We start from the raw sequence: 22,731 nt of genomic DNA, 5'->3' as shown, positions 1-22,731 counted from the left end.
GTGTCCAATAGGATGGATGCCAGCGTGTACCTGCAGCACCTAAGAGATTGTCTCAACTGGCTTGATCACTAAGCTGGCGGCCGTGGTGGCGATGGTGGGACGTTTGGTGCCGGACGGGCTGTGGGAGCTGTTCCAGCGGGTGGTCCCGGTTGCGCCGGTTCGTCCGCAGGGGGCGGCCGTCGGCGTCACGGCGATCGCGAAGTGCTGGCGGCGATCCTGTTCGTGGCCACGTCCGGCTGTACCTGGCGACAGATACCGCCAGGCTTCGGCCCGTCCGGGCCGACCGCGCACCGCCGCTTCACCGAGTGGAGCCGGGCTCGGGTATGGGGCAAGCTCCACCGTTTGCTGCTGGACGAGCTTGGCGCACGCGGAGAGCTGGACTGGTCCAGGTGCGCGATCGACTCGGTGGACATGCGCGCAACGAAATGGGGGGGATCTGACGGGTCCGAATCCCGTAGATCGCGGTAAGAAGGAGTCAAAGATCCACTTGATCACCGAGCGGTCCGGTCTGCCTCTCTCGATCGGGATCTCCGCCGCGAACACCCATGACAGTCAGGGTCTCGAACCCCTCGTACGCGTTATCCCGCCCGTCCGCTCGCACGGTGGACGGCGTTGGCGACGGCCTGCCAAGCTCCACGGTGACAAGGCGTACGACTACGATCACCTGCGCCGGTGGCTGCGCTCACGGGACATCACCGCGCGCATCGCGCGCAAGGGCATCGAGTCCTCCCAGCGCCTGGGCCGTCACCGCTGGACTGTGGCACGGACGGTCGCCTGGCTTGCCGGGTGCCGCCGCCTGCACCGGCGGTGCGAACGCAAGGCAGGTCACTTCCTCGCCTTCGCCGACGTCGCGGCCGCTCTGATCTGCTACCGCAGACTTGCTAAGGTCATCACCTCGAACTGATCCGTAGAGTACGGCTCTACAGGGTGCGGCCCAACGCGGTGGACGGCGCCGCGGGCACACCGTCGAGGAACTCATGACTGACTACCTGGCTGTCGTGTTGGAGATGCTCGGCCCGGCCCAGAACCGCTACGCGGACCCAGCTGCGTGGGAGCGTCTCCACGCAGAGCTCGGCATTGAACTTCCGCCTGACTACCGGGCCCTCGTGGACGCGTTCGCCCCCATCCAGATCAACGGGCACCTGTACCTCTCCCACCCCGCGACCGAACGGTGGAACCTGGGCCAAGACATTCGCAGCACGATCAAGGCGTGGTCAGAGGTGCCGTGGGACGACCTCCATCTCGACCCGGACGAGGACCCCCGCCAGCTCTTCGGACTCGACGAGCTGAGCTTCGGCACCCGCAACGGTCTGTGGCCGATCGCGAGTACCGACCGAGGCGAGACCATCTTCCTGATCGCTGCCCCTGAGGCGAGGCTCCTGGTGAGCTATGACGAAACCTGGGCAGAGCACCGCATGAACTTCGCGGAATGGCTCTACCGCTATCTCATCGGCGAGGACATGAGCGGGCCCAACAGTGCAGCCTTTTACCCCGGCCCCGTGAAGTTGGAGCGCCTTCCGATGTCCGCAGACGAACGCACCGAACCTTGGTACGGCCCAGACCGCGGCATGTGAGAGGCCACCGCTCCAGTCACAGCAGCCACCTAATGGATCACTTCTTAACGCGGGAGGGACTCGGCGGCTTGGTGCAGGTCGACGTGGCGCTCAGCGCGAGGGCGCCGGCGGCCGAAGAGTGCTGATCTGCCGTCCCGCCCGGAAGGGGGCCGACACCTGTGATGGCCTCCCAGCCACCCGACTCCAGGAAGGTGGCGCCGTCGGCATCCACCTCGCCGCGCAGGCGCCATCCGCGCTCCTTGAGGCGGCTAACTACGCGCAGCAGGTCCTTCTCGCCGGGCTCGGTCCGGGAGAAGGCGGTGGAATGCGCGACGCAATTACGGTTCATGGGGTCTTTGACCACGGTCAACCCCAGGTCGAAGGACTTGGTGGCGTAGCGGAAATCGCTGATCACCTCGTCCCGGGTCTTTGCTGCCGGGGACGGCGAGGCCGCGAGTCCGGCGGTGGCGGAGGCCGCGGAGTGCGACTGCGGTGCGGCAGTCGGGTCCACGTTCTCCTGGCAGGCCGTGGCGAGCAGTACGGCCGCCACGGCCACCGCGGTCCGGGCATGCCGGAATGTGTTCAAAGCTTCCCCCAAGGAATGGTCCGGCGCTGGGAGCCGGGCAGCACCACATCCTGCCATGGACATGATTCTGCGTTCGAGGAGTCGGTGGCTCACACCGATGAGTTGCGCGGGGGTGAACGTCATCGCGGCCTCCTTCGGCGGTACCCCGACCTTTACCCGAGTCTCGGCATACACCGGGCAGGGCCGGTATGCATGCTCGCTGTGACGCCTCTCAGCAGGCAGCCCCGTGACCAGTCAACCATCGGGGCGGAGGCCGGACTGCGGCCGATGCCCGTGTCCGCTCTGTGCCGTGCGCCGGTCCAGGCCGCTGCGGCCATACCGCACGGCCTGGTTGGTCTGGTCGACGCCGTCATCCGCCGTTGGGAACGCGCCTGCACGGTGAACTGGCCCACGTTGATGGGTGTGTGAGTCGTGAGGTACAGAGAGTGTTGATCTCGCCGGTCGCGGTGGCTGGATTTGGCGGACCGGTTGAAGTGTGCGGCATTAGAAAGTCTTTGTCTCGCCTGTGTTGTAGGCGTGCCTGTTGTCTGGCTGCAGAGGGAGACGTTGGTGCACTGCTTGGCTGGATTCAGATGCTATGCATTGATCAACAACAACGGAGAGTAGTTGATCTCGCGAAGGGAGGGTTCGGTCTTCAGTGGATATGCAGGGATATACCTGCAGGTCATAGCCGCGGAAAGCCTGCGGCGCGTGACCTATGCCACATTGACGTGTGACGCTGAGGCATCGTTGACTCACCTCTCTGTGAATAATCTGTGACGACGGGGTGGGGTTGTGGGACTGGGGCGGGGGCACAGCCATGTTCGTGTGCGAAGAAGTGGCGTACTGGGTGCGGTCGGAGGAGTATCGGCGCTGGCGGCCGTGCTGTCGCTGCTGCCGGCCCTGACTCTCACGGTTGCCGAGGAGGCTCGGGCAGCACAGCTTCGGACCGCGGTGAATGAACAGTCCCCTTCGGAGCGCGCGGCCGCGACGGGGGAGCCGGTCGAAGTGAGCGACGCGCGGACCGAGTACAGCAGCACGGTTGCCAACCCGGACGGCACCTTCACCCTCACGCAGTCGACGCAACCGCAGCGTGCTCGGGCCGAGGACGGTACCTGGAAGCCCGTCGACGTCACGCTGGAGGAATACCCGGACGGGACCGTGGGACCCAAGTCAGCCGTGGTTGACATGGCGTTCTCCGGTGGCGGCAGCGGTTCGGGGTTGCTGAAGCTCGGGCGGGACGGGCGGGAGCTGAGGCTCGGCTGGCCAACCTCCCTGCCGCAGCCGGTTCTTGACGGTGCCACTGCCATCTATGCCGATGTGCCCGTCAGGGGCGTGGACTTGCAGATGACGGCCGAGGCTGAGGGCTACCGCGAGGTGCTGGTGGTCAAGACGGCCGAAGCGGCGGCGAGCCCCGAGCTGGAGAAGATCAAGCTGACCGCCACCGGGAACGGCCTGAGCGTGGTGCCCGGCGAGGGCGGAGGCCTGCGCGCGGTCGATGCGGATGGCAACGCTGTCTTCCGGGGGTCGGCGGGCCAGATGTGGGATTCCTCTGGGCCGGAGGCCGAGGGGCCGCAGACCCAACTCGTTGCTCGTGGCGAAGAGAAGGCTCAACTCGAGCAGGACGCGGGCAACGATCTGGCCCATCCCGATGAAGGCGATCTCGCGGCGGAACTGCCTGTCACCGTGAGCGAGGGCACGGTGTCCGTCCACCCGGACCTGGATCTGCTGCGTGGCCAGAAGACCGTCTACCCGGTCTTCATCGACCCCTCGGTGGGGCTGGGCGTCTCGGAGTGGACGAAGTTGTCGTCGGACGGCGACAAATTCTGGAAGTTCAGCGAGCCCAAGGGCGTGGGGCGCTGCGGTGTCGCGGACGGGTACGCGTGCAGTACCGGTGGCTACACCGACCGCATGTACTTCGAGTTCGGCCCGGGCCAGCTTGCCGGCAAGCATGTGCTGGATGCGGAGTTCCGCGCGAAGGAGACCTGGTCGTTCAACTGCACTCCCTACTGGGTTGACCTGGAGCGCACGGATAACATCAGCGAAGGCACCCGTTGGCCGGGCCCGAAGCAGCTCGACCAAATGGTCGACCGTTATGTGTCGGCGGGCCGCGGTGACCTGTGCAACCCCGAACAGCCGGACAAGTGGATCGACTTCGGCGACAACCCGACTGAGCCGGACGAGAACCTCACCTCCACGGTCCGGGCCTTCGCGGCGGGCAAGTTCCCCCGGCTGACGCTGATGTTGCGGGCCAAGGACGAGGGTGAACCCCGAGCGTGGAAGCGGTTCGACAACAATGCCGAGCTGAAGGTCTGGTACGCGCCCCTACCCGGCGTTCCGACCTCGGTCGGCGCGATCCCCGGCACGGGGAACACGGCCGCGTGCCGCCCCGCATCCGACCCGCTCACGGTGACCGTGGACACGCCCACCGTGCAGGCCCGTGTGCAGACCAAGGTCGAGCAGCAGAAGGGCGAGGAAAGCGGGTCTCTGCAGGCGGAGTTCGTTATGGAGCGCTCCAGCACGGACACAGTGACGGGCACGTGGTCGCAGGTGTGGAGCGGCTACAAGCCGGACTCGGGATGGCACCCGGACGACACGCTGGAGAAGATCACCACGAGCAAGCGGGCGGACGGCGGTCTGTACCGGTTCCGGGCTCGCACCCAGTCGCACTGGAGCCACGACGGCAAGTCCGGCGACCTGTTCTCCCCGTACTCCTCCTGGTGCTTTGTGAGGATCGACTCCACCGCGCCCAATCCCCCGACCATCACCTCGAACACGCCCTACACCGAATGCCTGACCGACGACTGCGTCGCGCACGGCGGCCCCGGCGTGCCCGGCTCATTCACCTTCGGTCCCAACACCGCCGACAAGGACGTGCAGGCCTACCGCTGGCGGTTCATGAGCAGCAAGGCATCCGCCACCAAGACGGTGTCCGCGGCCAGGACCAACGAGCCGGTGACCGACAAGGATGTCAAGCCTGGCCTTGGAGGAACGCAGACACTGTCGGTCGAGGCCAGCGATCTGAAACTGGACAAGGACGGACGAGTGCGCTGGGGGCCGCCAACCTACTTCACGACCAAGGTGGACCTGGCCCCAGAGGCGAGCGGCCGCTGGCACTTCGGTGAACTCAAGCCGAACACCGGCACCATGAAGGCAGCAGACACTGCCACCGTGGGCGTCCGCCACGACGCGACGCTCGTCGGCGCCGCCGGAACCGGCGGGTCGACGAGGGCCCGCCGTGGCGCGGGCGACTATTCACTGCGCCTGAACGACCTCGTCACCAATCCAGCCCAGCAGACCGGACACGCGGCCACCGCCTCGCCCGCTGTGAACACCCAGGACTCCTTCACCGTCTCTGCCTGGGCCTACCTGACCAACGCTTCCGCCAACCGGGTCGTGCTGTCCCAGGCGGGCTCCAAGACCACCGCGTTCGCGCTGTACTACTCCAGCGCATACAAGAAGTGGATCTTCAACCGTGCGGACAAGGACCAGACGGATCCGGTGTTCATCCGCTCGGTCGCCGATGCGGCCAATCCGCCGCTGAACGTGTGGACCCATCTGACCGGCGTGTTCGACACCAAGCGGGATTCGGACAAGAGCAACGACACCGTCCAGCTGTTCGTCAATGGGCAGCCCCAGGGCAGCCCGGTGGTGCTGGCCAAGACGGCCGCGACGTATGAACCCTGGGCGGCAACCGGGGGACTGCAGTTCGGTCGGGCAGTGTCAGCAGGCGCAGGAGTCGACCACTTCTTCGGACTGCTGGACGAGGCCGCCGTCTGGCAGGACGCCCAAACCCCGGATCTGGTGCAGGACGAAGACCGCCTCGAAACGGACGGGGTGCCCGCCAACGAACTGGTCGCCCACTGGGACGCCACCATCTCCGTCTCTTCCGGAAAGCAAGTGGCCGAGAGCCCGGAGGATCCCGACGACCCGGCCAGCACATCGTTCCCTTATCACCGTGGCACCCTGGCGCTCTCCACTTCAGGAGCAGCGCTGACCGGCGACGACGCCACCTTCCTGGAGCTGGACGGTACAGCGGGACACGCGAAGGCGACCGGACCAGTCATTGATGAGACGGGCTCGTTCACCGTCTCGGCCCGGGTGCGGCTGGACAAGGCCACGCTGGACAAGAAACCGGTCGGCTACCGGGGGATGGTGGCAGCTCAGGCGACCCCCACCGGCAAGGAATCATCCTGGGCGCTGTGGGTGGAGAAGATCGGAGACGGCGTCTACCAGTGGAAGTTCGGACGTACCGCCGTCGACTCCACCGGAAAGATCGTCGACACCGCTCTCGCCCCCGCCCAGGACACGATCGGCAACAAAGAGTTCAACACCTGGGTCGATGTGACCGGCGTCTTCGACGCGGGGGAGGCCTTCACCGCAGACGACGGAACCGAGCGCTTCGGGGTGGCGCAACTGTATGTCGGGCCATTCGTGCAACAGGGCGAGGAAGACCCTGGCCTGGCAGCCGCGCAGCAGGGCACGGGCGTGCTTTCCGCCGGCAGCGGCTCGGCGAACGCGACGACAGGCCACTACCTGCCCGGCGGCCTGGCCAAGCTCCGCGTGTGGGCCGGCGCGATGACAGCCGACCAGGTGAACAACCAGATCGCGGAGCCCTCGACCTGACCCGAACGGCGCGTACCGACCGCCTTTTGCGTCCCGTTGCGTTCTTCGGACCTTGACAACGTGTACCCCGGCCTGGGGCGCACGCGAGGAGACCTGTCATGAACAAGCTCACCCTTTGCCTGCCGCGCTCGGGCCGCCGTATCGCAGGCGGCGCCGCCTGGATGCGCCGGATCGCCTCGGTGACAGCACTCGCCATGGTGCCGGGCCTGCTGGCTCCGGTCGCTTTCGCTGCGGACACCGATCCACTGGGCAAGCCACGACAGGACGCTCCGCGTGCGGCCAAGGTCTCGCCCTGGACGGTGAAGACCAACAAGAAGAACGCCGCGATCGTCACCCGGGCCGCCGCCGCTGACCTGGCGGCGGCACAACAGGCCCGTGAGGCTGTGCAGCGCGACGTCAGTTGGCCGACCGGCGGGTCGGCAGCCTTGTCCCTGTCCGACGCCAAGACCACCCAAGCAAGCCCCGGCAAACTGCCCGTGAAGCTCCTCGCGCTACCGCCCGACAAGGGCAAGAGACACACGGACCCGCTGGGCCAGGCCACCGTCAAGGTCCTCGACCAGAACACCACACGCAAGCTCGGCATCAAAGGCGTAGCCCTCACCGTCACCGGCCCCAAGAACGGCGGAAAGGCCCGCCTGGGCATCGACTACTCCGCCTTCTCCTCCGCCTACGGCGCCGACTGGGCCGGACGCCTACAGCTCCTGCAATTCCCCGCATGTCTCCTCGACGACGCCGCCAAGGGGAAATGCCGCACTCCCAAGACGCTCCCCTTCACCAACGACCGCCACACCGCGACGCTCTCGTCGACGCTGTCGTTCCCTTCAAATACCGCCTCACCGCAGCCGATGGTGCTGGCCCTGGCCGCTGGCACCCAGTCCGGCGGCGGCGACTACAAGGCGACCCCCCTGTCCGCCACATCCATCTGGGAGGCGGGCGGTTCCTCGGGCAACTTCACCTGGTCGTACCCGGTGCGGGTACCGCCGGCCGCGGCCGGCCCCACGCCTGACCTGTCGATCTCGTACGACTCCGGCAGTGTCGACGGACGCACCGCCACGACGAACAACCAGGGCACCCAGATCGGTGAGGGCTTCGACCTGACCTCGTCCTACATCGAGCGCAAATACGGCTCCTGCGACGACGACGGCCAAGACGGCAAGCACGACCTGTGCTGGAAGTACGACAACGCCTCCCTGGTGCTCAACGGCAAGGCCACCGAACTGGTCAAGGACGACACCGACGGCAAGTGGCGGCTGAAGAACGACGACGCCTCCACCGTCACGCACTCCACCGGTGCGGACAACGGCGACGACGGCGACGACAACATCGACGGCAAGGGGGAGTACTGGACCGTGACCACCGGAGACGGCACGAAATACGTCTTCGGACTGAACAAGCTCGAGGGGGCGGGCGCCGACGACCGCACCAACTCGGTGTGGACGGTCCCGGTCTTCGGTGACGACTCGGGCGAGCCGGGCTTCAGCAGCGGCTCTTCTTTCTCCGGCCGTGACAAGAAGCAGGCATGGCGCTGGAACCTCGACTATGTCGAGGACACCCACGACAACGCCATGTCCAACTGGTACACGGCGGAACTCAACAACTACGACATGCTGGGGGACGACACCACCGGCACCGAGTACGTCCGCGGCGGCTACCTGAAAGAGATCCGCTACGGCCAGCGCAAGGGCGCCCTGTTCTCCGGAGCCCCGGCCGCGTCCGACAAGGTCGTCTTCGCCTATGCGGAGCGCTGCATTGCCTCCGGCACAGGCTGCGACGCACTGACCGAGGACACCCGGTACAACTGGCCCGACGTGCCGTTCGACGCGGTGTGTAAGAAGGGCGACAAGTGCACGGGCAATGTCGGCCCGTCGTTCTTCACCCGCAAGCGCCTGACCACCATCACCACTCACGCCTGGAACGCCGCAGCCGCCACTCCCGGCTTCGAGCCGGTTGACGTCTACGCGCTCAAGCAGAACTACCTCAACCCGGGCGAGACGGGTGACTCCACCCAGTTCTCGCTGTGGCTGGACGAAATCAAACACACCGGAAAACGCGGCACCGACCTGGCCCTGGACCCGGTGAAGTTCGACCACGTGTTCCTGCCCAACCGGGTCGACGGACACGCCGACGGCATCCTCTCCCTCGACCGGCCCCGACTGCGGTCCATTACTTCCGAGACCGGGGCGCCTACGATCGTCTCCTACAAGGAAGCCGACTGCGTGGCCGGGCAGACCATGCCCAAGGTTGACACGAACACGCGCCGCTGCTACCCCGTCTACTGGTCACCCAACGGTGAGAAGACACCGATCCTCGACTGGTTCCAGAAGTACCCGGTCTCCTCGGTTTCGACGACGGATGCGCGCGGCGGCTCGGAAGCGGTCCAGCACTCGTATCAGTACTCCGAGGACGGCGCCTGGCACTACAACGACGACCCGATGACCCCGGCCAAGGAACGAACCTGGTCTATCTGGAGGGGCTTCGGCAAGGTCACCCACCTCACGGGCGACAGCGACAGTAAGCAGCTCAAGACCGTGACGGTCTACCTTCGGGGCATGAACGGCGACCGTGTCCTGGGCGCGGACGGAAAGACGCCTGAGGCGAACGCCCGCAAGAGCGTCGAGGTGACCGGCATCAAGGCCAGCAAGATCACGGATTCCGAACAGTACGCAGGTTTCGTGCGGGAGTCGGTCACCTACGACGGCACTCCCGAGGTCACCGGCACGATCAACGACCCGTGGTCGAAGCGAACCGCCACGCAACACAAGTCGTACGCGGACACCGAGGCCTACTACGTCCGCACCGCCGCCACCCACACACGCACCAACATCACCAGCGGCATCGCTCCGCGCGACCGCGTGCGCACCGTCGCCACCACGTACGACGACTACGGAATGGCATCCACCGTCGAGGACCGCGGCGACGACGCCGTCGACGGCGACGAGACGTGCACCCGCAACACCTACGCCCGAAACAAAACCGTCGGCATCAACTCCCTCGTCTCCCGCGTACAAGTTGTAGCCAAACCCTGCTCCGTGACCGCCCTGGACCTGCCGGCCGACTCCAGCAGGCCCGGCCACGTCATCTCGGACACGGCAACCGCCTACGACTCCAAGACCTACACGAGCGCACAGACCCCGACCAAGGGCGAGCCTCAGTGGACGGGCCGCGCCAAGGGCTATGCCGCCGACGGCACCCCGAGCTGGCAGAAGACGTCCACGACCGACTACGACACCTTGGGCCGGCCCAAGGCGGTCCGGGACGCCAATGACCTGAAGATAGCCGCCACCATCTACGAGCCCACCGCAGCTGGTCCATTGACCTCGACAGCCGTAGAGGACGCCAAGACCTACGCGACCACGACAGAGTTCGATTTCGCCACCGGTGCCGTACTCAAGACCACCGACCCCAACAGCAAAGTCACCGCGAGTGAATACGACAGCCTCGGCCGGCTGACCAAGGTGTGGCTGCCCAACCGCTCCACCACGCTGAAGCAGACCCCCAACTACGTCTTCACCTACAACGTCACCAGCTCGGCCATGTCCTGGGTGTCCACCGGAGCTCTCAAGGGCGACGGCTCCGGCTACAACACCACCTACGAGTACTACGACTCACTGCTGCGCAGCCGCCAGGTGCAGACCCCGACCCCCCGCGGCGGACGACTGGTCTCGCTGACCAGGTATGACGATCGCGGACTGGCGGTCAGCGCCCAGGGCGACATCTGGGACGACACATCGGAACCCTCTGCCAGCCCCGTGCAGACCGAGGGCTCCCAGGCACCGACCCAGACCGACACCACCTACGACGGAGCCGGACGCGCCACCCAAGCGGTGACGAAGAACTACGGCGTCACCCGCTGGACCCTCACCACGACCTATACGGGCGACACCACGTCAACCAGCGCCCCGACGGGCGGCCAAGCCACAGCCACCGTCACCAACGCCCTGGGCCAGGTGACCGAACGCCGTGAGTACGCCGGCCCGAAACCGGCCGGCACCGACTACACCACGACCGGCTACGGCTACACCCCATCCGGAGCCCAGGAGACCATCACCGGTCCCGACAAGACTCAGTGGTCCTACACCTACGACCTGTTCGGCCGCCAGGTCACTGCCACCGACCCGGACAAGGGCACCAGCGCCACCGAATACAACAACCTCGACCAGACCGTCAGCACCACGCCCAACAAGGACGCCACCCGGAAGCTGCTGTACGAGTACGACAACCTCGGTCGCAAGACGGGCATGTGGCAGATCGACAAGACGGACGGCAACAAGCTCGCCGCCTGGACCTTCGACTCGTTGTACAAGGGGCAGCAGGACACTGCGGTCCGCTACGACGGCGGACTGGCCGGAAAGGTCTACACCCAGGAAGTCACCGCCTACGACAACCTCTATAGGGTCACAAGCAGCAAACTGACTCTGCCCGAAAGCGATCCGCTGGTCGCCGCGGGCGTTCCCAGGACGCTCACTTTCACCACCGGTTACCGGCTGGACGGCACGATCAGCCAGGCCTCCCAGCCGGCTGTCGCGGGCCTCGCCTCCGAGATGGTCAAGTACACGTACAACGCCACTGGCCAGCAACTGACGTCCTTGGGCACGACCGGTTACCTCCAGGGGGCATCGTTCTCCCCGCAGGGCGATCTCACCCAACTCGCCTTGGGCGTCCAAGGAGGAGACTCGGCCAAGAAGGCCTATCTCAACTGGCAGTACGAGCCCGGCACACGCCGCCTGACCCGAGCTTTCGTCACAGACGATGTCCACGGCTACATGCCACAGGAACTGAAGTTCACTCAGGACGACGCCGGCAACGTCACGTCGATCGTCGACGCCACCACCCAAGGCGGCACGACGAAGGCCGACTACCAGTGCTTCACCTACGACGGCTACAGCCGCCTGACGGAGTCCTGGACCCCAAAAACGACGGACTGCGCGGCATCCGGCCGGACGATGTCCAACATCGACGGCGCTGCCCCGTACTGGAACTCCTACACCTACACGGACGCAGGCCAGCGCAAGACCGAGACCAAGCACACGGCGTCTGTCGAGAGCACCACCACATACACCTACAACGCCACGACGGACACGAAGCCGCACACATTGGACGCGACGTCCGGTGCCACAGCGGCGACCTATCGTTACGACGACTCCGGCAACACCACATCCCGCCCCGGCCCGTCGGCTCAACAGACTCTGGCCTGGAACACCGAGGGCAAACTCGCCAAGACCACCGAGGGCACCAAGGAGACCGGCTACCTCTACGACGCGAGCGGCGAACTCCTTATCCGCCGCGCGACCGGCGACGGCGACACGGTCCTCTACCTGGGCGGCACTGAAGTCCGTCTGACGACCAAGGGGACCACGAAGACCCTCTCCGGCACCCGCTACTACACGGCCAACGGCCAGACGATCGCCGTGCGCACGGGGGTATCGGGCACGTCAGGCACGAAGCTGAGCTTCCTGGCAGGCGACCACCACGGCACGTCGAGTGTCGCCCTGGACTCGGGGACATACGCAGTCACCAAGCGCTACACGTCACCTTTCGGCGCCTCACGCGGAACCAAGAGCACGAACTGGCCTGACGACAAGACTTTCCTGGGAAAGTCAGCCGACGGATCCACTGGCCTCACCCATGTGGGCGCCCGCGAATACGACCCCGGTGTCGGTCAGTTCATCAGCGTCGACCCGCTCCTCGAAGTCGACAAGCCTCAAACCCTCAACGGCTACAGCTACGCGGTCCAAAACCCGCTCACCTATAGCGATCCCACAGGCATGGGACTTGCTTGTGGAGGCAACGGAGACGACACGCCTTGCCCGACCCGTCCTGACGGCACACCAGGCAACGGACGTCCCAACGAGGCGGTCGATCCGTCCAAGCCGAAACCTCCCTATGTTTGCAACAGCAGCTGTGGCACTGCTTCGACGGATTCATCTGGTCAGACCATGGTCGGCGATGACGGCCAAGTACTTGCCTGCGCATACGGACATTGCGTGGGGAACGTAGATGTAAAGATCAACCTCGGAAATACTGCCTCTAGTATCTGGGAATCGTACGAGGAAAACAGCCTTCTTGTTGCGATCCTGAAGGGTGACTGGGATCGGATTCTGCATCCAGGGCAGAAGTGTCCGCCTGGGTATATGTGCAGACTAGACCCCCCTGTAGCGTCTGGGGTGGGGCCTGGGCGCTGGGCTGTTCCATTTATGCTTGCCAGAGCATCTCAGAACTTCAAGTCGTCCCTACTTGCGGCTCAAGTGGAAGCCACATACGCGAAGGGGATTGCAGGTAAGGGACGGGCTGTCCTGGCTGGCATGGTGGAGATCGACGGTCAAAGTACTCGGGTAATGATTTCCACAAGCGGCAAGCATCAGCAGACCGGCCTCGTGCCTCAAGTCGGGACACAAGGTAATCCTGTTCGCTTCAAGGCGGCCGCGACGGGGAATAATGCGAGAATCAACGATACCGAGTATAAGATGCTTACGTATATCGCCAATCAGTTGGGTGATGCTTCTGCAGTCAAGGGTACGGTGACGCTCCACTCTTCACAGCCGGCATGCCCCTCCTGTACATCGGTTATCGGGCAATTCCATGACCAATTTCCTAATATAACAATGATTTATTCGTCAGGGAGGCAGTAAGGTGGTGGAATGGTACCGTGAGGGGCCGGCCATGGTTGCTGCCGTCGACTGAGACCGATGCGATGTACTGCCGTACGAACCCAACCGTGCGGCAGCTCAGCCCGCTGTTCGACGTCGTCCCAACGTGGTCCGCGTGGTCCGGTGTCATCCAGCGCCTGGGGCGCTGCATGTGCTCCATTTGCTGTCCGCCTGCGGATGTGGCGGACCCGGCGGTGTATGGCAGATGAACCGGGGCCGACCCGGAATAAAAGGCGGCGGCCCCGGAATCACCGGTTCTCGGTAAACGTGCAAGTCGTCGTCGGTGCGCCGCCGATTGCTAATCGTAGCCGTGCGGCTTGTGGCTGGGATTCACCATGGGCGTTCCGCCTGGGGGAGCCACCGACCTGATTGAGACTCGTGAGCGGGAGGAATGGCGGCGCCGTGCACCACGAGTTCGACCCGTATCAAATGTGGAACCATCTGACCAGATGAATGTAGATTCCAGTTACTGGCCCTCACCTTATGCCCTTGTGCACGCGCTTTGGAGGTCGCAGGAAATCAATGTGCGAATTCTGAGGCTTGACTCCCCGGGTCGGTATGGCTTCGCCCGCAAGTATTTTTTGTATGTCCGTCATGGCGTCGCGAAGCCAATTTAATGTACACTTTGGTGTGTGACTGAAATTGAGAACCTCTGGACGCCTGCCCACCAGGCAATTGAGGACGGCGACCTGGAAGCCCTAGCCCGGCATCTCGACTCTGGCGCCAATCCGAATGAAGAGTGCTGTGGTCTAACCTTGCTTGAGCATGCCGTCGATTATGAGGCAGATGTTGCTGCACAGGGTGGCGGGCGGATGGGCATCGGACTACTTGCCGTGCTGTTGGCTTATGGTGCGTCGCCGAAAATCCACGGCCGTAACGTCGGCGGTCCACTTCAAATTGCGATTGATTATCGGCACGAAATGGCTCGACGTCTTATTCAGCGTTTCATGTAGCGAGTTTGCTTGGCGTGTATCGCAGATGGTTGCGTGTTTAACCCGCCAAGCAGCGACATTCCTGTGGCTCCGGATGCACCCGGAGCCACAGGCATGTCCCGGATCAACTTCATCGACGTAGCGCTTGTTGCGGGTCTAGTTCCATCTGTCGAGCCCTCTCAATGCTGGAATGTTGAGGAAGTTGGATCAAAATCACCGGGTTGCTTGGCTATATCAGCGGCTTACGAGCTCGTGCACGATTGGCGGTGGCTCGAAGCCCAGGTAGCTCGTTGAACGGGCATGGTGGGGGCAGGGGCGCGTGAATTGATCGTGGCGGAGTACCGGGTCACTGGGTTGTCGCCGACGGTGATCGCTGAACTCGTCGCTGAGGTAGGGCCGTTGTGGCACGAGCTGCATCAGGCTCGTCTTACCGCTCGGCCACGGCAGCGGGCGGTAGGAGCCGGGGCGAAGCACAAGTTCGTCTTCATCGATCGGCTGTTGGCCACGCTGGTGAGTCTGCGCCACGGCACCACACACGACGTGCTGGCCTGCTGGTTCGGCGTGGACCGCTCCACCAGCACCCGCGCCATCGGCGAGGTACGGCCCCTGCTGGCGCAACGGGGCTGCACCGTCGCCCGGGGCATCCGGCTACGCACTCTCGCCGAGGTCATCGAGTACTTGGGCGCTGGCGGGACCGGCATCATCGACGGCACGGAGGTCCGCGTGCGACGCCCGGCCACCGGACGCAAGGACCGGGACAAATTCGTCTCCGGCAAGACCAAACAGAACGCCGTGAAGTCCATGGTCGTCACGGACGCCGAGGGGCGCGTACTGTTCTGCAGCCCGGTCCGGCCCGACAGTTGCGCCGACATCACCCAGGCCCGCCAGTTGGGACTGGCCCAGCTCCTGGCCCACGGCCCGTTCCTGGAGATCCTCGCGGACGCCGGCTATCAGGGCATGGGCGCGCAGACCGGCGGGCGCGTGCTGACGCCACCACATCGCAAGTTCAAGAAGAACGCTCCAGCCTGGTACGAGGAAAGGCACGAGCAGCAACGCAAGGCACACTCCTCACGACGCATCCGGGTCGAGCACGGCATCGCACACCTCAAGAACTGGCGGGCTCTCGCCCGGCACCTTGGCCGTCGCGAGCACATGAGTGACATCGTCCAAGCCGTCGCCGCACTGCTCTCACACCAGCAGACCGCCACCCTTGGCCATGGCTTTCGAGCGTGAACACCGACCACGCCACACACCTCGACGTGCCACCGCCAACCGTGCACGAGGTCGTTAGTCGGGTGTCGTCTCGGTGCCTGGCAGGACGGAGCGAGGGTCCCGCAGTCGGCGGCCGGTAGGCGTTGTTACGAAATGCTCTCTTGCCCTGCTGGAGATCCTTCCTGGTTATCTCGTCTCTGAGCTGCGGAAACGCGGTTTCGATGCCGGGAAACGGTCTTGCTCGGGCTGTACGTGGCTATGCTCGCCTTGGTGGTGGCACACATGTGCCTGCACCAGACGGCCCCGCCTTCTCCGGCGGGTTTTTCATGCCCCACGCCGATGGCCCCGACGCGAAGACGCGTCGGGGCCATCGGCGTTTCCAGTCTCGAAGGAGCGAAGCTGATGTCTGACGTCCCGTGGGCAGTTGTGGCGGTGGTGGGGTTGCTCGCCCTGGTCTGTCTGGCCGCGCTTGTCGCCCACGCCGTTCTGGCTGCGTTGGCTATCCGCCGTGCGCGGCTCGAAGATCTGCCGGTCATGCTGGACAGCAGCGGGCGGACGCTTCTGGGTCTCTTCAAGTCGCTGCGGGTGGGAGTTGGGCAGGCTGGCCTCAGCGCGGGACCGGGGGCAGGCCCGCAGGGGCCGGTGGCCGATCCCGCGCTCTCCAACGGTGCGACGTCGCCGGACAGTACGGCAGTTACGGAGCTGGGCGGGGGAGGAGCGCAGTGAGGCGAGAACAGTACTGGCCGGACAAGGACCCCGTCAGCCGCCGGATCGGCGATGACGTCCTCGGGCGTGCCCTGCGCAAGGTGTTGCGGGACTCCGAACGGCGGCTCCTGCTCGACTATCTGCACGGGGCGCCACTCGTTCAGATGGCCCGACAGTTCGGTTGGACGGTACAAGGCTTGCAGGAGCTCATCAGGAGCCTGCTGATCAGACTGCGGGACTCGGAGTTCGGGCCTCAACTGCGTGAGGAGCTGTTGAGCCGGACGGGACCGCAGCACTCGGCCCTGGTCTGGGAGGGTGTCAAAGAGGTACCTGTCCATCGGTGCCAGCGTGTCGGCTGTACCGCGCCGCCCTTCGTGCAGAAGGCCCGCGGGCGTACGCGCAAGTACTGCAGCGACGCGTGCAAGCAGGCTGCCTACCGCAGTGCGCGGGCTGAGCAGCCCGCCAAGCGCGCAGCGGCTCCCACCGCGCTGTCCAACCCATGGTTCAGGGTGGTGCGCCCACGGAAAGGGCGGCGGACGCCCTACCGCTTCCTCGACTACACAGAGACTGACGCGGCGTTCCCTGACATCCAGGACGTCAAGCGAGCCGTGCCGGAAAGCAGCGAGTACAGCGAGTACTTCCGATGGAAGCTGTCCGAGTGGATGCCTTCGCAGGGCCGGCCGGAGGCCCTGGGGACGCAGGGGGTCGGTGCCACGGCTGCTGAGGGCATGGGGAGGATCGGATTTTGGGTGATGGACGGCAACAGCCGGATGCGAGCGTTGCGGGATTTGCGCACTGTCATTCCAGCACGGCATCTGCGACGGACTGCGCGGCCCGACGGTTCAGAGTGGCCGGAGCTTGCTGCTCTCGATTCACTGCTCAGCAAGAGGGGCAGCCGGCGCGTGCGTGGCTCTGCTCGTGGAGCCGCCCCCTCGGAACCGCGGCGTGCGCCGACTGTGCCAAGCGGTCACAGGCGCTCTCGCGGGAGGTGGGTACCAAGCCCGTCCTACCCCTTGCCAGCCGTCTCGTCAGTGCCGAACAACCCTGGTTACTGCCCGCGCTGGAACCGGTCCCGAGAGCGCCGGCAGCAGGTCGTGGGCCGATAGCACGGATGGCCAACCTGCCTACACCTACTCGTCGTACGGGCAGACGGTGTCGGTTTAAGGTCTGGCGGGTGGCGAGGAGGTGCGTTCGGCAATCGGGGCGCCTGGCGAGCGGGCGTCCCCGTGGCGCTGGCATTGCTCGGGTGGGAGGGCGAGCGGATTGTCTGTCACGGCTTGCTGGTCCCTCTTGTCGGGAGGTGTGGGGCAGGTGATCGTCAGCCGTTGCTCGGGGTGTTGCCGCGGTGTTCGCGCAGTGCTTGGAGGATGCGCGTTGGTGTTCGTCCTGGGAGCTGTCAGGGTCTGCTGCGGGGGTACCCTCACACCGCCCCGGTGCCTCCCGAACCGGTGAACAAGCCCTGCCCTTTCTCGGATCTGGCACAGATCTTGGGGAGCGGTCGCGGAGAGTCACCGCGTTGTTCGATTATGAGGAGACGGGTTCGCGTGAGACCGCGTACGCCTTGTCGTCCGATGAGCGGAAGTGACGCTCCCTCAGATACTCGTCGACCGCTGCTGTCGTCGGTTGTCAACCGTGATGGTGCTGGTCATGCAGACCGATGCACCGTTCTTGGACTCGCTGGTGTTCGACGGGATCGACGATGTAGAAGTCGAGGCGGTTACGGCCGCGTTCGACACAGTCGAGGTGATGGTGAGAGGCCCGCGCGGTGGGGGCGGCTTGTCCGGACTGTGATCGCTTTTCGGACCGAGTCCACGACCGATACCAGCGCAGGCTGAAGGACCTTCCGCTCGCTGAACAGGGCTTCGTGATCCGGTTGACGGTCCGGCGTTTCATCTGCGGAGTGCCGGACTGTCCCCGCCGGACGTTCGCCGAGCCGTTCTCCCGACTCGCCGTCCCGTACGCACGGTTCACCGCTCGGCTCAACCATGCCCTGGAGCGAGTGGGGCTCGCGCTGGCTGGGCGGGCCGGTGCTCGGTTGGCCGCCCAGTTGGGCTTCGGGGCGGGACGGATGACCTTGTTACGCAGGGTCATGACGTTGCCCGATCCACGGTTCAGTACACCGCGGTCCTGGGCGTGGACGACTTCGCGATCCGTCGTGGCCAGACCTACTCCACCGTCTTGACCAGCGTCGAAGACCATCGCGTGGTCGATGTGCTCCCTACCCGCGAAGCCGGGCCACTGGCCGCCTGGCTGACTCGTTACCCTGGCGTGGAGATCATCTGCCGGGACCGGGCGGGCGCCTATGCCGACGGCGCCCGGCGCGGTGCCCCGGACGCTTTGCAGGTAGCCGACCGGTTCCATCTGTGGCAGGGCCTCGGCCGGGCCGTTGAGACATGCGTCGCCGCCCACCGTGAGTGCCTGCGCAACCCGTCGCCCACCGGCACGCTGCCAGTCGCGACCCGTCCCCACCACGGTCGGTCGCTGGACGATTCGGCGCCTGTCGGTCGGCGGGCCGAGCGGAAGAAGGCAGCACACGCCCTGGTCCATGAGCTCCTCGCCCAAGGTCACTCACGCCGGGCGATTGCCCGGCACCTGGGCTGGGGTCTCAACACCGTGCTCCGGTACGTGAACGCCGCACGCTGGCAGGACCATCCGCGACAGTCTGCCCAGATCCAGCAGACTGGATCCCTACAAGCCCTACCGCGAGCGGCGATTCGCCGAGGGATGCACTAGCGTCACCCGACTGCACGGCGAACTCATTGCAGCCAACGCGCCCGTCACCTACCAGATGGTCCGCGCCCACATCGCACCCCTCCGCAGGACTCCGGCCGGCGTGGCACCGCGGCCGCCGTCGGTGCGGCAAGTGACCGGCTGGCTCACCCGGCACCCCACGGCCCTGACCGAGGAAGACCGGGCCGCCCTGAAGGACGTCCTGGCCCGTTGCCCCGAACTGGGCAAGGCCGCCGAACATGTTCGCGGCTTCGGCGAGATACTCACCAACCGCCTCGGCTCAACACTCTCCACCTGGATCGACGCCGTCGACGCCAGCCAGTTACCCGGCCTCACCGGCTTCGCACTGCACCTGCACCGAGACCTCGACGCCGTGAAAGCCGGCCTCACCCTGGACTGGAACTCGGGCAGCATCGAGGGTGCCGTCAACCGCATCAAGAAGATCAAGAGGCAGCTCTACGGCCGGACTGGATTCGAGCTGCTCCGCACAATGATCTTGCTTCAGTAGCTTCCGTGACGGCGGTCTGTCGCTGGTCGGCGCGCCAGAAGTCAGAGTTCGGTAGTCCAGATCCCGACAGGGTGCTCACTCGGCGGCAGCCACAACTGAGGCTGCGACTCCCGATGCCGTTCCTCGGCCTGTTTTTCCCAGTGGAAGCGGTCATCCGCGTCGGACCACGCGACTTGCAGCACAGGGAAAGGAGGCCGCCGGTAGAACCCGATGGCCTGCCCGAAGAAGATCCTGTACCAGCGGAGGTCAACGTGTCTGAGCGCGACGTGGTGACCGTCGACAACGTCAGGGTGCCTCTGGCTGTCCGCCAGTACGGCGCCCGTGGCGCACTTCTCGCCAACTCCGTTGAGCATGCGGTGCATGGCGTGGATGTCGAGTCCGAACATGGCGAGTTCAGGGGCGCCGTGAGTGTGTGCGAGGCCGATCGTGTAGGCGAATCCAGGACCGATGTCGTCCTCGGGAACCATCACGACGTGCCATCCGTGCCGCTGCACATTCTCGATGATCGTCAGATCCATGCGGTCCGCTTCGTCCCTGTCGCCGTAGTCATGGCAGAGGACGCAGCGGCACTGGAACGGATCAGCAGTCATACGCGGAGGCTACGAGGTAAGTGCTGAGTCGGTCAGCCGGGCTCGTGACCACCCGTTCAATCGAACGACATCGTCACCCTCAGCGACCGCTCCCCAAGATCTGTGCCAGAACCGAGAACCGACAGCAAATGTTCACCAGTTTCGACAGCACGGAACGGTCCGGAATCTTCGAACGACGGTGGCCTGATGACACCTGTCAGGCCTAAGGTGTGCCGGTGATCTTCAGAAGGAAGCAGAAGGCCGCGGACCTGGCCGCCGTCATGTCAGAGCTGGAGCAGGCAGTGGCCGCTCGCGACGGTGGCCGCACTGAGCGTGCGTTCAATGCGGCGATGAGTGGCCTGCAGTCGGCAACGGGCACCGAATGCGTGCCGGTGGGACCCCGGTTGGCCGCGCTGCTTCCTGCCTTTCCGCCCACCGGTCCGCGCCCGATGCTGGCGACGATGGCCGGCTTCTGCGTGGAACGTGGTGCCGATCCGGCGGCGTGTGCGGAGCCGGTCCTCGACGGCACCCATCGGGACCTGCTGGATGCCCTGGAGTTCGCCCGCCGCTGGGCCGCGGCCGGCGATGCCGGGGAGGAGCTGCCAGGCGCCGACGAGAAGATCATCGACGACGCGCTGATGGCCCGGCTGGGTGGCGAGGCGCTCGAGGCGTTGCGGCTGGCGCTGGCCTGGTGCTCGGTCGAGCAGTGGCAGCCGCCCGCGCTGGCCGTGCTGTGCCGCAGCGCCGAGGTGCGCCGTCGGCATGCATCCGCGCTCCTCCCCGCCTGCCGCGACCTGGCGGCCCTAAAGCGGCACGACCTCAAGTGCCTGGCCTACGCTCTGGCGATCCTGGACGACGAGCCCCTGGTGGTGTTGCACCGGCCCACCGGGACCGGGTTCGAAGTGCGCATCGGCGGCATCGGGGACAACTTCCAGTTGCACACGCTGCTCGCTCACGTCCTAGTCGGTGGCGGCCACGTGCCCGGCACCGCACCGTCGGCGGAGAGCGTCCGCCTGGCCACGGACCCCGAGCCCGCCCAGGGGCGCACCGGGGCCGTCGCGACTGGGGCCTTCGAACTCCTCGCCCCGGACGGGGAGCGGATCTGGAACGAGGGGCTGCCCGACGACATCCCCGTTGTGGAGGGGCGCCGCCTACTCGTGCTGGACGAGCCGATGTACCCGCGCAGTTGGAACGCCGACCGGTTCTTCCCGATGCTCCCAGGGACGGCCGAGCTGACTCGTGTGCTGTCCGCCGACGAGGTCCAGACCTGGTTCACCTACACCTGCTGGACGTCCTGACCCCGTGGCCCGGCGCCACCGCTCGGCGTCGGCTGCTGCCGCGGCCAGAAGCCGGGGCTCGGGCCTGGCCTCTATCGAACAAGAAGCGCGCCGGGGTGCTGTCGAAATTTCTGAACATCTGCTGTCGATTTTCGTGAGCAGAACCACACGGCACATCGAATTCGCCGGTGAGCCCCGCCGCAGCACCTCCCACCTTGTCTGGGGTTACGCCTCCCTGCCCGTCTCACTCTCGGCGCGCGCGGACCACGGGTGAGCTAATCTGCGCGCATGCGCGGACAGTTCACCGGCTGGCCGGAGCAGGCCATGGACGTGTTGTGGCAGCTCCAGGGCGAACCGACCCACGCGACCCGCGAGCGCTACCGCGCGGACCGCGAACGCATGGTCCGGCAACCGATGATCGCCCTGCTCAACGAGGTCGCGGACACCGACCCTCGGTACGAGGACTTCTCCGTTTGGCACTACCGCACCGACTCCTGGTGGTGGCAGCACCAGGGCGCGGTGATCCGACTCGGCCGCAAGATCGAGATTGGTCTCCGGTTCGACCTGGACGGCCTGCGGATCCAAGGCGCCTGGTGGTACCCCGACCCCGGCCAGGTGGACATGTTCCGCGAAGCCGTCGCCTCCGAGAGGAGCGGTTGCGAACTGTCCGCCATCGTCGAGGACGTGCGGAAGAAGGGCTACGACATCTCCGGGGACGTGATGAAACGCCCCCCGCGCGGCTATCCGACGGACCACTCCCGTGCGAACCTCCTGCGCCACCGTTCACTGATCGCCGCTCGTCCCCTCGGCTGCGAGGAGTGGCTGCACACTCCCGAGGCGGTCGACCGGGTCCTCTCGGCCGCCGCCGACCTGGACGCCCTGCTGATGTGGCTGGTCCGCCACGTGAAGCGCGCCGCCTGACATCACGAGGGCGCCACTCGGCATGGGAGGAGCCAGACCCGTGCGGCCGGCCCCCGCAATCTGACGGTGATACGCACTTTCAGCGCCGACCGGTCGTCCATCGCCCGAGAACCGTCCGGCATCTCGGGCAGGGGGACGGCACCGTCGAAGACAGGCCTCGGACAACGCATCCGGCAGGAATCTGGGAATGCGGGCGCGGATCGAGGCGATGCCCCCGCGTAACGTGATGTAGCGGTCGAACATCCGGGGCAGAACAACCTCCGCGTTCCCCGCCGTACGGCACCCCCACACAGCCGTCCCGGGTGATGGCGGGCCGTGAGACACCGCCGGTCAGCGATCTGCCCGTCCGGAGCGGCCTCAGCAAACGTGGGCTGCGATCTTTCGGTTTGGGGTCGGTGGTGGTGAGAGTCGGTGGGGTGGGTCTGGTGGTTGGGTATTGGTGCTGGTCGGTGGGGTGTTGAGGGTAGGGCTGGCACTGTCATGGGG

14 protein-coding genes and 1 pseudogene are annotated in these 22,731 nt (G+C 65.8%); 13 read left to right on the top strand and 2 right to left on the bottom strand.

Annotated features, from left to right (window positions below; genetic code table 11):
* Nucleotides 1–91: 91 nt before the first annotated feature.
* A pseudogene (locus AOJ26_RS41970) lies at nucleotides 92–904 on the top strand (IS5 family transposase).
* A 73-nt stretch (nucleotides 905–977) separates the two neighbouring features.
* The gene (locus AOJ26_RS19080) at nucleotides 978–1,574 is read left to right on the top strand and encodes a hypothetical protein (protein ID WP_053849521.1); all 597 of its coding nucleotides are present in this window, start codon (nucleotides 978–980) and stop codon (nucleotides 1,572–1,574) included.
* 37 nt (nucleotides 1,575–1,611) lie between these two features.
* Here AOJ26_RS19080 and AOJ26_RS19075 read toward each other — a convergent pair whose 3' ends face one another.
* Nucleotides 1,612–2,139 (bottom strand): hypothetical protein, encoded by a 528-nt coding sequence (locus AOJ26_RS19075; protein WP_143663569.1) that lies wholly within the window; start codon nucleotides 2,137–2,139, stop codon nucleotides 1,612–1,614.
* Nucleotides 2,140–4,029: 1,890 nt separating this feature from the next.
* Here AOJ26_RS19075 and AOJ26_RS19065 point away from each other — a divergent pair.
* The 9 genes from AOJ26_RS19065 to AOJ26_RS44425 all read left to right on the top strand — a co-directional run bounded on the left by AOJ26_RS19065 (nucleotide 4,030) and on the right by AOJ26_RS44425 (nucleotide 19,478).
* A complete protein-coding gene (locus AOJ26_RS19065) occupies nucleotides 4,030–6,744 on the top strand; it encodes a LamG domain-containing protein (RefSeq protein WP_234358610.1) in 2,715 nt (904 codons plus the stop codon).
* Nucleotides 6,745–6,842: 98 nt separating this feature from the next.
* Nucleotides 6,843–13,373: an RHS repeat-associated core domain-containing protein gene (locus AOJ26_RS19060; protein WP_078959957.1), complete on the top strand. Its 6,531-nt coding sequence runs from the start codon at nucleotides 6,843–6,845 to the stop codon at nucleotides 13,371–13,373.
* A gap of 650 nt (nucleotides 13,374–14,023) precedes the next feature.
* Entirely contained in the window at nucleotides 14,024–14,344 is a 321-nt protein-coding gene (locus tag AOJ26_RS43500) for an ankyrin repeat domain-containing protein (protein ID WP_143663570.1), read from the top strand.
* A 309-nt stretch (nucleotides 14,345–14,653) separates the two neighbouring features.
* On the top strand, nucleotides 14,654–15,556 hold the full coding sequence (locus AOJ26_RS19055; RefSeq protein WP_234358609.1) for a transposase: 903 nt from the start codon (nucleotides 14,654–14,656) through the stop codon (nucleotides 15,554–15,556).
* 381 nt (nucleotides 15,557–15,937) lie between these two features.
* Nucleotides 15,938–16,261 (top strand): hypothetical protein, encoded by a 324-nt coding sequence (locus tag AOJ26_RS19050; protein ID WP_053849517.1) that lies wholly within the window; start codon nucleotides 15,938–15,940, stop codon nucleotides 16,259–16,261.
* 1,560 nt (nucleotides 16,262–17,821) lie between these two features.
* The gene (locus tag AOJ26_RS44435) at nucleotides 17,822–18,031 is read left to right on the top strand and encodes a hypothetical protein (protein WP_078959956.1); all 210 of its coding nucleotides are present in this window, start codon (nucleotides 17,822–17,824) and stop codon (nucleotides 18,029–18,031) included.
* Complete coding sequence (locus AOJ26_RS45075; RefSeq protein WP_256979503.1) at nucleotides 18,006–18,422, top strand: transposase family protein; 417 nt, start codon at nucleotides 18,006–18,008, stop codon at nucleotides 18,420–18,422. Before AOJ26_RS44435 ends, AOJ26_RS45075 begins: the two co-directional genes overlap by 26 nt.
* Nucleotides 18,374–18,973 (top strand): transposase, encoded by a 600-nt coding sequence (locus AOJ26_RS44430; RefSeq protein WP_234358602.1) that lies wholly within the window; start codon nucleotides 18,374–18,376, stop codon nucleotides 18,971–18,973. Before AOJ26_RS45075 ends, AOJ26_RS44430 begins: the two co-directional genes overlap by 49 nt.
* Nucleotides 18,974–19,103: 130 nt before the next feature.
* Nucleotides 19,104–19,478 (top strand): transposase, encoded by a 375-nt coding sequence (locus tag AOJ26_RS44425; protein WP_234358601.1) that lies wholly within the window; start codon nucleotides 19,104–19,106, stop codon nucleotides 19,476–19,478.
* Nucleotides 19,479–19,519: 41 nt separating this feature from the next.
* Here AOJ26_RS44425 and AOJ26_RS19035 read toward each other — a convergent pair whose 3' ends face one another.
* Complete coding sequence (locus AOJ26_RS19035) at nucleotides 19,520–20,068, bottom strand: DUF4262 domain-containing protein (protein ID WP_053849516.1); 549 nt, start codon at nucleotides 20,066–20,068, stop codon at nucleotides 19,520–19,522.
* Between the two features lie 329 nt (nucleotides 20,069–20,397).
* Here AOJ26_RS19035 and AOJ26_RS19030 point away from each other — a divergent pair, with 329 nt between their 5' ends.
* A complete protein-coding gene (locus AOJ26_RS19030) occupies nucleotides 20,398–21,345 on the top strand; it encodes a hypothetical protein (RefSeq protein WP_234358600.1) in 948 nt (315 codons plus the stop codon).
* Nucleotides 21,346–21,612: 267 nt separating this feature from the next.
* Nucleotides 21,613–22,245, top strand: a complete 633-nt coding sequence (locus AOJ26_RS19025; protein ID WP_234358599.1) for a DUF2461 family protein — start codon at nucleotides 21,613–21,615, stop codon at nucleotides 22,243–22,245.
* The last annotated feature ends 486 nt before the right edge of the window (nucleotides 22,246–22,731 follow it).

The sequence above is a fragment of the Streptomyces sp. NRRL B-24085 genome, assembly GCF_001282115.1.
Classification (GTDB): domain Bacteria; phylum Actinomycetota; class Actinomycetes; order Streptomycetales; family Streptomycetaceae; genus Streptomyces.
The sequence above is the reverse complement of the archived record's forward strand: the minus strand, read 5'-3'. Positions and strand labels throughout refer to the sequence as shown.